Annotated in this window: 10 protein-coding genes; all 10 read left to right on the forward strand. The window is 54.5% G+C overall.

Annotated elements, in window-relative coordinates; translation table 11 throughout:
* Positions 1-134: 134 nt before the first annotated feature.
* On the forward strand, positions 135-1,211 hold the full coding sequence (rfbB, locus tag AACY02_RS05895) for a dTDP-glucose 4,6-dehydratase (protein ID WP_339431151.1): 1,077 nt from the start codon (positions 135-137) through the stop codon (positions 1,209-1,211).
* Positions 1,208-2,101, forward strand: coding sequence for a dTDP-4-dehydrorhamnose reductase (rfbD, locus tag AACY02_RS05900; protein WP_339431152.1), 894 nt, complete (start codon positions 1,208-1,210; stop codon positions 2,099-2,101). Before rfbB ends, rfbD begins: the two co-directional genes overlap by 4 nt.
* Positions 2,098-2,988, forward strand: a complete 891-nt coding sequence (gene rfbA / locus AACY02_RS05905) for a glucose-1-phosphate thymidylyltransferase RfbA (protein ID WP_339431153.1) — start codon at positions 2,098-2,100, stop codon at positions 2,986-2,988. Before rfbD ends, rfbA begins: the two co-directional genes overlap by 4 nt.
* 49 nt (positions 2,989-3,037) lie before the next feature.
* Entirely contained in the window at positions 3,038-3,961 is a 924-nt protein-coding gene (locus tag AACY02_RS05910; RefSeq protein ID WP_339431154.1) for a glycosyltransferase, read from the forward strand.
* The gene (locus tag AACY02_RS05915; RefSeq protein ID WP_339431155.1) at positions 3,958-4,917 is read left to right on the forward strand and encodes a UDP-glucose 4-epimerase family protein; all 960 of its coding nucleotides are present in this window, start codon (positions 3,958-3,960) and stop codon (positions 4,915-4,917) included. Before AACY02_RS05910 ends, AACY02_RS05915 begins: the two co-directional genes overlap by 4 nt.
* A complete protein-coding gene (locus AACY02_RS05920) occupies positions 4,914-5,939 on the forward strand; it encodes an MraY family glycosyltransferase (RefSeq protein ID WP_339431156.1) in 1,026 nt (341 codons plus the stop codon). Before AACY02_RS05915 ends, AACY02_RS05920 begins: the two co-directional genes overlap by 4 nt.
* Positions 5,940-6,127: 188 nt before the next feature.
* Complete coding sequence (locus AACY02_RS05925) at positions 6,128-7,225, forward strand: acyltransferase family protein (protein ID WP_339431157.1); 1,098 nt, start codon at positions 6,128-6,130, stop codon at positions 7,223-7,225.
* Between the two features lie 89 nt (positions 7,226-7,314).
* Positions 7,315-8,085, forward strand: a complete 771-nt coding sequence (locus AACY02_RS05930; protein ID WP_339431158.1) for an ABC transporter permease — start codon at positions 7,315-7,317, stop codon at positions 8,083-8,085.
* The gene (locus AACY02_RS05935) at positions 8,085-9,344 is read left to right on the forward strand and encodes an ABC transporter ATP-binding protein (protein ID WP_339431159.1); all 1,260 of its coding nucleotides are present in this window, start codon (positions 8,085-8,087) and stop codon (positions 9,342-9,344) included. The genes AACY02_RS05930 and AACY02_RS05935 overlap by 1 nt, the downstream gene beginning before the upstream one ends.
* Positions 9,345-9,347: 3 nt before the next feature.
* A complete protein-coding gene (locus tag AACY02_RS05940; RefSeq protein WP_339431160.1) occupies positions 9,348-13,208 on the forward strand; it encodes a glycosyltransferase in 3,861 nt (1,286 codons plus the stop codon).
* Positions 13,209-13,380: the final 172 nt, after the last annotated feature.

The raw sequence follows: 13,380 nt of genomic DNA on the forward strand, positions 1-13,380 counted from the left end.
GTTCGATAGTGGCACATTCCCACATCGATTCAGACTGACTCTGACAGAAGCCACAGGTTTTGATGGCTTCTGCATTCATGGATTAGGCGGTGATCGTTGGTGTCACTGTCCGCAGCTCAAGGGTATGGTTTCGCGTGAAAATTCTAGTTACCGGCGGCGCCGGGTTCATTGGCTCGGCAGTGATTCGCCATATTATCTCCAATACCGCCGATTCTGTCGTTAACGTCGACAAACTGACTTACGCCGGTAACCTCGAGTCCTTGGCTGAAGTCAGTCAGGATTCGCGTTATGCGTTTGAGCGAGTTGATATCTGTGATCGTGATCAGGTCGACCGTGTTCTGCGTGAGCACCAACCAGATGCAATCATGCATCTGGCCGCAGAGTCCCATGTTGATCGTTCGATCTCTGGTCCGTCCGAGTTCATTCAGACCAATATCATAGGCACTTACACTCTGCTCGAAGCGGCGCGTCATTACTGGGCGGCGCTTGATGACAGCCGTAAGGCCAAATTCCGGTTTCACCACATTTCGACTGACGAAGTGTATGGCGATCTGGAAGGTCCGGAAGACCTGTTTACCGAAACCACACCGTATCAGCCAAGCTCGCCTTACTCGGCCAGTAAAGCCAGTTCCGATCATCTGGTTCGTGCCTGGGCTCGTACCTACGGTCTGCCGACGCTGGTCACCAACTGCTCGAACAACTACGGCCCTTGCCACTTCCCCGAGAAGTTGATCCCGCTGATCATCCTCAATGCTCTGGAAGGCAAGCCGCTGCCGGTCTATGGCAAAGGCAATCAGGTTCGCGACTGGCTGTTTGTCGAAGACCACGCCCGCGCACTGTATAAAGTCGTGACCGAGGGTGTTATCGGCGAGACCTACAACATCGGTGGGCACAACGAGAAACAAAACATCGAAGTGGTGAATACCCTCTGCGCACTTCTGGATGAGCTGCGTCCTGACTCCGCCCATCGTCCGCATGCAAGCCTGATCACCTATGTACAGGATCGCCCGGGCCATGATCAGCGCTACGCGATCGATGCCAGCAAGATCCAGCGCGAGTTGGGCTGGACCCCAGAGGAAACCTTCGAGACGGGTATTCGCAAGACTGTCGAGTGGTACCTCAGCAACTCTGAATGGGTTGCTCATGTGAAGAGCGGCAGTTACCAGCAGTGGATCGACCAAAACTACACCGGTCGTTCGGATAAGGCATGAAGATTCTCCTGCTGGGAAAAAACGGCCAGGTCGGCTGGGAGCTGCAGCGCTCCCTTGCACCGCTAGGGGAATTGGTTGCCCTCGATCGGCACCTAGTCGATGGTTTGAGTGGTGATCTGTCTGACCTCGATGCACTGCGCGCCACGATCCGCAAAGTAAGGCCCGACGTTATCGTCAACGCTGCGGCCTACACGGCGGTCGATAAAGCCGAGTCCGAAACCGAACTGGCTGACCGTGTAAACAGTGAGGCCAGTCGAGTCATGGCGCAGGAGGCCGCATCCCTGGATGCCTGGCTGATTCACTATTCGACCGATTACGTATTCAGCGGCGAAGGCTCGACGCCTTGGCAAGAGTCGGATGCTGTCGCTCCGGTGAACCATTACGGCGCCAGCAAGCTGGCAGGTGAGCAGGCAATTGCAGCCTCGGGCTGTAAGCATCTGATCTTTCGTACCAGTTGGGTCTATGGCGCTCGTGGCAACAACTTTGCCAAAACCATGTTACGCCTGGCCAAGGATCGTGAATCACTGGGCGTCATTGCCGATCAGGTAGGTGCCCCGACGGGTGCGGATCTCATTGCTGATGTTACTGCTCTGGCGATCCAGCAGGTCGTGCATCGCCCGGCACTTTCGGGCATCTACCATCTGGCGGCTGCCGGCGAAGTGTCATGGCACGGATACGCGAGCCTGGTGATCAGTTTTGCCAAAGCTCATGGTGAACAGCTTGCTGTCACGGCAGTCAATCCGATTGATACCACTGCCTATCCAACTCCGGCGCGCCGCCCGTTGAATTCACGTTTGAAAACACAGAAGCTGCGCGACAATTTTTCTCTACACTTGCCGGATTGGCAAAGTGGTGTAACCCGAATGCTTAGGGAAGTTCTGAATAAATGACCACGACAAATCGTAAAGGCATCATTCTCGCCGGTGGCTCGGGCACGCGCCTGCACCCGTTGACCCTTGGCGTCTCGAAGCAGATGTTGCCGATCTACGACAAGCCGATGATCTTTTATCCGCTGTCGGTTTTGATGCTGGCTGGGATGCGCGAAATTCTGATTATTTCCACCCCGGAAGATTTGCCTTGTTTCCGCAAGTTGCTGGGCGACGGCAGCGTTTATGGCATCAAGCTCAGTTACGCCGAGCAGCCGAGCCCAGATGGTCTGGCGCAAGCCTTTATCATCGGCGAAGAGTTCATTGGTAAGGATCCGTGCTGTCTGATCTTGGGTGACAACATCTTCTACGGTCAGCACTTCTCCGACAATCTGCGCGCAGCGACTGTACAGGAGCAAGGTGCCACGGTATTTGGCTACCACGTTTCCGATCCCGAACGTTTCGGCGTGGTTGAGTTCGATGCCACGGGCCGGGCGCTAAGCATTGAAGAGAAGCCGCTGAAGCCGAAGTCCAACTATGCGGTGACCGGGTTGTATTTCTATGACAACCAAGTGGTCGATATTGCCAAGAGCATCAAGCCTTCACCACGCGGCGAACTGGAAATCACTGATGTCAATCAGGCTTACCTGGCGCAGAAGTCGTTGAATGTTGAAATGCTTGGGCGTGGATTCGCCTGGCTCGATACCGGCACCCACGATTCCCTGCTGGAAGCCAGTCACTTCGTGCACACCATTGAGCAGCGTCAAGGCTTGAAAGTCGCATGCCTGGAAGAAATCGCCTTCAATAACGGCTGGATTGACGCCAAGCAGTTGGCAAAACAGGCCGAAAGCCTTAAGAAAACCGGCTATGGACAGTATTTGCAGAAACTCCTTGATTCCAGCACTCGCTGAAAACCCGTTGTCTCGCTCACTTTGTCAGAACCGTGCAAGCAGGAATGGAATGCCAGTAACAACTCCTCAGGTTGCGGTTTTGCTGGCTGCCTACAACGGAATGCAGTGGATCGAAGAGCAATTGGCTTCGATCCTCGGACAATCGATGGTGCAGGTCACCGTTCATATCAGTGTTGATGCCTCCACCGATGGTACGGAAGCTTGGTGCACGGATTTTGCAGCCAGGCATTCGAATGTCTTCCTTTTGCCCTCGGGTACTCGCTTCGGCGGAGCATCGCGCAACTTTTTTCGCCTGATCCGCGATGTCGATTTGCAGGCCTATGATTACGTCTCCTTTGCCGATCAGGACGATGTCTGGCATCAGGACAAACTGCAGCGCGCGATCACTTCTATTCGCGAGCGGGGAGTCGATGCGTGTTCCAGTAACGTGACTGCGTTCTGGGAGTGCGGCAGGACTCAACTGCTGAACAAGGCGCAACCGCAGACAAGCTGGGATTTCCTGTTTGAGGCTGCTGGCCCCGGCTGTACCTACGTGCTGAGTAGGGCTTTGGTGCAAGCGATGAAACAGTCGATGTTGGCTCAATGGGGAAACCTGCAAAATGTCAGCCTGCACGATTGGTACTGTTATGCCTTCGCTCGCAGCCATGGTTTTCGTTGGTATATCGATCCGCGCCCTTCGATGGATTATCGGCAGCACGAAAGTAATCAGGTCGGGGCGAACACAGGCCTCAGCCCGATGATTGCCCGCTATAAAACCATTCACGATGGCTGGTGGTTTAACCAGGTGGCGTTAATCGCGCGTCTGACGGGGCAGGCTGGTGATCCCTTCGTCGGGTCCTGGCTTGCGTTGCGTCGCTGGCAATTGATCAAACTTTCGTTTTCCGCTTGGCGCTGTCGGCGCCGAGTCAGAGATCGTGTCTTGTTTTTCCTGATCTGCTGGGCGACTGCCTTTGTCGGGAAGTCTGCCCAATGAATGTGCCAAAAGTATGGATCACCGGGGCGAGCGGTTTTGTCGGTGAGGCGCTGGTCTTGCGTTTGCTGCTTGGGCGAAAGTTTGCACCTGTAGCTGCTGTACGGAGCGCCACTCGACTTCTGGGATTGTGTCCTGTTGCCCGTTTTGAATTGGGAACAAACTCGGCCTTGCAGTTGGCTGGCGTGCAGATTGTCGTGCACGCGGCGGCCCGGGTGCATGTCATGCGCGAGACGGCGCAGGACGCTCTGGCCGAATTTCGTCGTGTGAATGTCGACGGCACATTGCAGTTGGCTCGCTCGGCTGCACAGGTCGGGGTCAAGCGCTTCGTTTTCATCAGCTCAATTAAGGTCAATGGCGAAAGCACGCCTTTCGGGCGTCCTTTTACGGCGCATGACGTACCGGCACCACAAGATCCTTACGGGATCTCCAAGCACGAAGCGGAGCAGGCGCTGCGCTTGCTTGGCAGTGAAACAGGCATGGAAATCGTGATTATTCGCCCGCCGCTGGTTTATGGGCCGGGCGTAAAGGCCAACTTTCTTAGCCTGCTCAAATGGCTGGAAAAAGGTGTGGTGTTGCCGTTGGGCGCCATTCGCAACCAGCGCAGCATGGTCGCAATCGGCAACCTCGTCGATTTGATCGAAACCTGTCTGGAACATCCGGCAGCGGCAGGGCAAACCTTTCTGGTCAGCGACGGCGATGATCTGTCGACACCTCGCTTGCTGCGTCGTTTGGCCTCGGCGCTGGGGAAAAAAGCGCGGTTGCTGCCCGTTCCTTCGAAACTGCTGCTGATCTGTGCGGCTGTTGCCGGTAAGCGCGCGGTGGCTCAGCGAGTCTGTGAGTCGTTGCAGGTCGATATCAGCAAAAACCGCGAAGTGCTGGGTTGGGTTCCTCCGATTGATGTAGACACCGCCATGCGTCGTACCGCAGGCCATTTTCTGGATACGCAAAAATCATGATTGCTGGTGGGTTGCTTCTTACCGTTTTTCTGTTGTCCTGGGCTTTGACTTGGGGGGGGCGTCACTACGCGCTCTCCAAAAGCTTGATGGATATTCCCAATGAGCGCAGTTCGCACTCGGTGCCAACGCCTCGCGGTGGCGGTGTGGCGATCGTTATCGGTTTTTTGTTGGCCCTGCCTGTTTTGGGTTGGCTTGGGCTGATGGATCGCTCTGCACTGTTCGCGCTGTCTGGCAGCGGAATGTTGGTGGCGCTGATCGGATTTGCCGATGATCACGGGCACATCGCCGCGAGATGGCGTCTGCTGGGGCATTTCGCTGCGGCCATTTGGGCGTTGTTCTGGTTGGATGGGCTGGCCCCGATTGCCCTGTTCAATGGCACCCTTGATCTTGGCTGGCTGGGTCATGCGCTTGCGGCGGTGTATCTGGTATGGATGCTCAATCTTTATAATTTTATGGACGGCATTGACGGGTTGGCGAGCGCTGAAGCTCTCTGTGCCTGCCTGGGCATCACGCTGATTTACTTGTTGGTGCGTCAGATTGAGCCTGTCTGGGGCGTGTTGGCGCTGAGTGCTGCGGTTGGCGGTTTCCTTTGCTGGAACTATCCCCCGGCACGAATCTTCATGGGTGACGCCGGCAGCGGTTTTCTGGGTATTGCGTTGGGCATTCTGTCGCTGGACGCGGCGACCCATTCACCAAAGCTGTTGTGGAGTTGGGTCATTCTCCTTGGCGCGTTTGTGGTTGATGCAACGTGGACACTGTGCCGGCGACTGCTCAACGGTGAAAAGGTCTATCAGGCCCATCGCAGTCACGCTTATCAGTACGCATCGCGACAATTCAAAAGCCACAAGGCTGTCACGCTCGCGGTGGTCGGTTTGAATCTTTTCTGGTTATTGCCTTGGGCCGCCGTGGTTGCCTTGGGCGTTGTACCGGGAGTCGTCGGACTGATCGTCGCTTATGTTCCGTTGCTCTGGCTGGCCGCGAGGTTCAAGGCCGGTACCCGGGAAGCGCCGCCAATCCCTTGAGGCTTGGCCAAGCGTGGGAGGCGGTATCGGATAATGCTATGATTCGCGACCCCGCGCGCGCGTTACGCGTCGGGAGCGAAGTTGTCGGGCATCGTGAATGTCGATGTCTGAATCCGCATCCGGTGTCTTTCGTAGCAACCCGGTCAATTTTATTGTGATCAGTTCAATCAGCGTTGGAGCGCTATTACATGCAGCATAGGGATAACAATTTAAACCTGCTTCGGCTGATTGCTGCGCTGATGGTTCTTTACGCTCACTCGTTTGCTTTTTATGGCAATCCACCAGCCGGCTTCCTGGGATTGACCTCCTATGGAGGGCTAGGTATCGATATCTTCTTCATCATCAGCGGTTATCTGATCGTCAAGAGCTGGGATTTCACTCCCTCAGCTGCCAACTTTCTGATCAAGCGGTCCTTGAGGATTTTTCCAGCGCTGATCGTGGTTGTTCTGATCTGTATGTTTATTCTTGGGCCGATGTTTACGACTTTGACGGTAAGCGATTACTTTGCGCATCCGCAATTCTGGCCTTATCTGAAAAATATCATCTTGAGCCCGGTGTTCTATCTGCCCGGTGTGCTTGAGCATGCCAGGGTGGCCAACGCTGTCAACGGTTCGTTGTGGAGCCTGCCCGTCGAATTCTTTATGTACCTTGTGGTCATTGGGCTGGGGCTGCTCTTTCGGAGTGGGCGCTGGGTCTATGCCGCCGCGGCGGCATTTTTCGCTCTGACGGTGATTTTCTGGTGTTGGCGCGATGCTCCTGTGACGGTTGTTTATGGCACTGATGTGCGACAAATTTTCCTTACAGGCATCTACTTCATGATTGGCGCCTGCTTCGCGAAATGGCGGCTCGAACGCTGGTTCAGTCTGTCGGGTGTTTGCGTATTGATTGTCGCAACTATCCTGGTGGTTCCATACGCACCGATTTCCAAAGTAGTGTTGTGGTTCACCTTGCCTTATGTCGTTCTTGCCTACGGTCTGTCCAGTAGTCGCTTGGGGCGTTGGATCAATCGTGTCGGTGACTGTTCCTACGGTGTTTACATCTATGCCTTTCCGGTGCAGCAGTTTGTTCTGCTCAAGTTTCCGGAAATCTCGTACCCGGTATACCTGTTCGTCACGATTGCTATCACGCTGGTGCTCGGATATGCGTCCTGGCATCTGGTCGAAAAACGTGTGCTGAAGTACAAACCCAAGGATAAGTCCAAGGCTCAGGCTAGCATCGAAGAAGCCAAACCAGTGTTTGTGTCTGAAGCTAGTGAACGTCTCAAGTCGATGAGCCCGGATCGTTAAATGGAATTCATGATGTCGTGCGGTGGTTTTAAAGCGGTGGTGAATGTGGTTGTGATTTTTGGAGATATGCGATGAGTTGGCTCAGGGGAATGCTGGCGGATCGCAGGATTCTGTTGAGTCTGGTTTCAAATGATCTTCGAGCCCGTTATTTGACCAACTATCTTGGTTTTCTGTGGGTCTTTATCCAGCCTTGCGCAACCACATTGATTTTATGGTTCGTATTTCAGTTCGGCTTCAAAGCGGCGCCTCACGGGGACTTTCCCTTCGTTCTGTGGCTGGTTTGTGGGCTGGTGCCGTGGTTCTTCACGGTTGAGGCACTTAACTCAGGCTGCACGGCGGTCAAGGAAAACAGCTTTTTGGTGAAGAAGATCGTCTTCAAGGTTTCCTTGTTGCCACTGGTCAAGCTCACCTCGGCTGTACTCGTTCACGTGTTCTTTGTGTTCATTCTCCTGCTGTTGTTCGTCATCTATGGCTACGAACCGAACCTTTACTGGTTGCAGGTTGGTTATTACATCGCATGCCTGTTCATGTTGTTGCTCGCGATTGCCTGGATTACCAGTTCGGTGGTGATCTTCTTTCCCGATCTGAGTCAATTGGTGAGCATGGCCACACAGTTCGGTTTCTGGCTGACCCCGGTGTTCTGGGACATTGATGCAATCCACGGCCGTGCGGCTTCCTACCTGCGTCTGAACCCGTTTACCTACATTGTCGAGGGATTCAGGGATTCGCTGATTCGCGGAATCTGGTTCTGGGAACGCCCCACGCAAACCCTGATCTTTTGGGGAGTATTGATAGTCCTCGCGCTGGTGGGCTGGCGCACATTCAAAAAACTGAGACCCCACTTTGCGGATGTTTTGTAATGAATGCAGTGAATGAGAGCGCAATCAGCGTCCGTAATGTCAGCAAGGTGTATCGGCTTTACAACAAGCCGGTTGACAGGCTGGTCGAAGCTCTTTCGCTATTCGGCAAGCACCGGCACCATGATTTTCACGCGCTGACGGATGTTTCCTTCTCTGTTGAGAAAGGCCAGACAGTGGGGATTCTGGGCAAGAACGGTGCCGGCAAAAGCACCCTGCTGAAAATCCTCACCGGGGTACTGACGCCATCCAGTGGCGAGGTCACCGTCGTGGGTCGGGTCGCCTCATTGTTGGAGTTGGGTGCCGGCTTCAACCCGGATTACACCGGTGTGGAAAATATCTATTTCCAGGGTTCCCTGATGGGGTACTCCCATGCCGAAATGCAAACCCGTATTGCGGCCATCCTCGAGTTCGCAGACATCGGCGATTTTGTCAATCAGCCGGTTCGGATGTACAGCAGCGGGATGTTTGCGCGTCTGGCGTTTTCCGTGGCAATCAACGTCGAGCCTGACGTTCTGATCGTGGACGAAGCGTTGAGCGTGGGCGATGCCGGGTTTCAGCTCAAGTGCATGCTCAAGATGAAACACATGCAGGAGCGCGGCACCACGATCCTGTTCGTCTCTCACGATACCCAATCGGTTATTCGCTTTTGCCAAGCGGTCATCGTGATGCAGAACGGCCAGATCATCGACTACAGCACCGATGTTCTGACCGCGACCAAAAATTACGAAAAAAAGGTCCGTAACAGCAGTGCCGCGGCGGCGCCAGCAGTAGAGGAACTGCACGTCGACATGTCTTATGAGACGGAACTCGGTGACATCTCGGAAGTTCGATTCGGTTCCGGCGCAGCGAAGATCAATGCCGTGGATTTTTACAGTGCCGACGGCACGCAGACCAATCACTTCGAACCGACCGAAGACGTCAATATGCATTGCTACGTCCAGTCCGCCTCGGCGCTCAAGGAAGTGGTCATGGGGTACTCGTTACGCGACGCCAAAGGTGTCGACGTGGCAGGGGATAACACGTTACTGGCCGGGTGCAAGTTCGATCTTGATGCTGGCGCCTACAAAATCAGCTTTTCCTTCCCGCTCAATGTCGCTCCAGGCGAATATTTCCTGTTTATCGGAATGGCCAGTCTGGACGGCGAGCGCGTTGAACTGGATCAACGTTGGCCAATGCGAAAAATCAGCGTATCGGGCGGGCGTCAGATCGTGGGAGTCGCTTATTGCCCGTCTACAGTCAACGTTGTAAAGGTTGCTTGAATCATGCTTAAGATCGGTAATGCGGTTGTTGCAGACACAGTCAGATTTCACGTTGACGACACGGCTGAATGCGTCATCGAGGACGGTGTCCAGTTGCGCGACAACGTCGTCATCGAGTGCGGTGCCGGCGGCTACCTGAGCATCGCCTCGGGTACGGTCGTCAATTACGGAACGTGGATCAACGGTAGTGGCAAGGTCACCATCGGCAAAGATGTGTTGATCGCTCCCAATGTCTCCATCACCTCATCGACTCATCGTTATGACTTGCATGTGCCCATCAAGGATCAGGGATTACGCTTGGCAAACGTGAGCATTGGTGACGACGTCTGGATCGGCGCCAACGCATCGGTGTTGGCCGGCTCTGACGTCGGTCGGGGCTCAATCATTGCCGCGAACTCGGTGGTGAAATTCAGCGTGCCGGCGCAAAGCATTGCGGCGGGGGATCCGGCTGTCAAAGTGGCTTCACGCAAATACAAACACGTGGTTTTTTACACCTTGCCGTTGGTTTTGCGCGAGCGTCCTACGCTGTTCAGCAGCATTGTTGATGTGTATCTGCCGTTGGCCAACAAGTTCGCTGACGAAGGCTGGGAGTGTTTTTTTGTCGGCTCCGACGAACTGAAAAGCGAGTATCCCGACTTCAGGCATACTTGGATCAGCCCGGCTACTTACGAATGTGAATATCCGCAACCTGGCAATCCAGGCTGGTTGAACGACTGGAAGCGCTTGCTCAACGGAGAGCCCCTGGCGTTTCATGACCGGTTTGTTGCGTCCCTGATCGATAATGTTGACCCTGATCTGGTGTTCTGCTGGAACCATGATGGCAGTCTCGAGACGGCCTGTGCGTCGAAGGATATTCCGCTGATCTTCAATGAGTTGGGCATGTTGCGCGCGCCTAATCCCATGGCTTATTACTCGGACGTCCGTGGCGTGAATGTGCGCAGCGGCTTCAGCGCCGAGTTTGCCGAGTATCAGCAACAGTCAGCCGGTCTGCCGACAGAGGTCGCGAAGGCAAGACTTGCGCAAATGGAAGAGAGTTACCACTTCAAAGGTGTCAACCGAACCCCGACTGTGCTGATCCTGCTCCAGGTACAGGATGACTCCAACATCATCATGGGATCGCCTTTCGCCAGCATGTCCGAGTATGTCAAGCATGTGCTCGCTGCCGTCGAAGGCGGGTCCTTCACAGTCATCGTCAAACCTCATCCTCTGGATGAAGTGCCGGATCTTCCCGAGCACGTTCAGGTGGCAGGCAAGGAAGACAGCATTGCCGATCTGATCGCTGGCGCCGATGTGGTGTTCACCCTCAATTCCTCGGCCGGTTTCGAAGCGGCGCTGGCAGGTAAGACCGTCTATGCACTGGGCAAGGCGCCTTTCTGGGGTACAGGGCTGACCATTGATGTCGAGCAACCGCACGATCTTGACGCGTTGTGGCAAGCGCATGGTGCGGTAACGCCATGCTCGGCGGAGTTGCGCGCGCAGGTTCTGGATTTTGCACAGTCGCGCTACTTCTTGAGCGAGGCGCAGTTCAGCGAGCCTTCGGCGCACCTTGCCCGATTGGCACGCACGACGCCCGTTGATCCCCTGAGAAACGGCTTTGATCCGGATCTGGAAAGTTACCGCCAGCAGTCCTATATCGCTTGGCTGGAAGGAAAAGTTCAGGAGGCCCAGGATGAGTTGACATCAATCAATGACATCTTTTTGGCCTCGAGAAACGAGTTGTCAACTGTTAGGGAAGAGCTGCTTTTGACCAAGGATCAACTTTCGGATGTGAACGACAAATTCACAGCAGTGTTGGACGACAGGTATCTGCAAGATAATGATGAGTTGGTGCAGATTCAAAACCGCCTGCTAGTGGAGCAGGAGCAACTGAATCTCGAGATAGCCGCACTCAAGCAAGATCTGCAAAACGTCTATGCCTCGAAATCCTGGCGCATGACCCGACCTGTGCGCTGGGGAATGCGGGTGCTGTTTCGTGGCTACTGGAAGCTTCGTAGCCTCTTCACGAACCCGCGTGCCGTGCTGCGGCCGATTTATCAGAAGCTGCCATTTCTGATCGGTATGCGCATGCGCCTGCGGCATTTGGTGACTGCGGCGCGAGCCCAAGTGATGCGCGCCATCAATTCCCGGAACAACCTCAAGGCTCTACAGAGCATCGCCGATCGGCGTTTTGGTTACGCGCCGAGTGCACCGGTGTTCGACGTGCAGCCAGTCGTCGATGTTTCGATTGTGACCTACAACAGCAGTAAGTGGGCCGATGGGTTCTTTGCTTCTTTGAAAGCGCAAGATTATCCGCTGCACAAACTTAACCTGTGCTTTGTCGACAATGGCTCCAGGGATAGCACTGTTGAGGATCTGCAGCGCTGGAAAACTCAGATGGACGCCGAACTGGCAGGTTTTGAGATCATCCAGGGCGAGAACGTCGGTTTTGGTCTGGGCCATGACAGGGCGATAAAGACCGGGCATTCGGAATTCGTGTTGATCAGCAACATCGACATTGTCTTCGCACGTGACTCGATCTCCCGAGTGGTGGCAGCGGCTCATGCGGATACTTCGGGTGCTTTTGCCTCATGGGAATTGCGCCAGGCGCCGTATGAACATCCGAAATATTATGATCCGGTAACCCAAGAAACCAACTGGTCTTCCCATGCATGCATTCTGGTTCGACGTTCCGCTTACGCCAAAGTAGGTGGTTATGAACATGAAATCTTCATGTACGGCGAAGACGTCGAGTTGTCCTACCGGTTCCGTTCCTATGGTTATCAGTTGAAATACTGCCCGTCTGCGGTGGTGTATCACTACACCTATGAACACGAAAACCATGTCAAGCCGATCCAGTTTACCGGCAGCACGCTGGCGAATGCCTACCTCCGCCTGCGTTACGGGAGCTTTAGCGACAAATTAGGTGCACTCATACTGCAAACGGCCCTGTTGTTCCGGCCCGAAGTGTATGCGGGTGCTCGCCGAGACCTGATCGGCAACATGGGCAAGATACTGCGCAAGGCACCTCACTTTCTGTCGGGCAAGGGCTCCAGCATAGAGGCGGCTTATCCTTTCCGTGGTTTTGATTACGAGATGATCCGTGACGGTGCGTTCTGGAGCGTAGGCGAGCCGCTGGCTGAAGCGCCATTGGTGACGATTGTCACCCGTACCTACCGCAACCGGAACGAATTCCTGCGCCAGGCGATCATGTCTGTCCTGAATCAGACTTATCCGAATGTGGAACTGGTGGTCGTGGAGGATGGCGGCGAAACCATGAAAGATCTGGTAGCTGAGTTCCAGTCCCCGGAAGGTCGCCAGATCCGCTTTTACGGAATGGACAAGGTGGGGCGCTCGGTGACGGGCAACTATGGTCTTGAAATGGCCAAGGGCACCTATTGCATGTTCTTGGACGACGATGATCTGTTGTTCTCCGATCACGTCGAAGTGCTGGTCGCGGCATTGGCGAAAAACCGTGAATCGGTAGCGGCTTATTCGCTGGCCATGGAAGTCGGGACAAACACTAAAGAGGATGGCCGTTACACAGAGGTCACCCATGAAACGCCGTCGTACTACAAGCACGAGTATGACTACGATATTCTGCTGGATCACAATTTCATCCCGATCCAGTCACTGCTCTTTCAACGTGCTCTGTACTTGCAACGGGGCGGTTTTGAGACGGATATGAGCAATCTGGAAGACTGGAACCTGTGGCTCAGATACGGTTATGGCAATACGTTTACGTATGTGGCCAAGACCACGTCTCTGTTCCGTACTCCGGCTGATCCAAATGTCCGTCTGGGGCGGCACAAGTTGTTGCACGAGGCTTACAACATGGCCAAGGACAGGGCGGCAAAATCCTGCGAAAGTTACAGCCCGTTGAACTGAAAGCTGATCGCAAATTGATCATCGACGGAAAGAGAGCCATTTCAATATGGCTCTTTTTTTCGGGGGGCTTCATGGACGAACGGGTTTTAAGCGGTAGCCTCGATTAGCGGTTTTTTTGGGATTTACCGGGGTTAGAAGCCGGGCCGGTTCGTCGGAACATCGTATTCATTGT

It is taken from the genome of Pseudomonas sp. EA_65y_Pfl2_P78 (assembly GCF_963970495.1).
In the GTDB taxonomy this organism is placed as follows: Bacteria; Pseudomonadota; Gammaproteobacteria; order Pseudomonadales; family Pseudomonadaceae; genus Aquipseudomonas; species Aquipseudomonas baetica_A.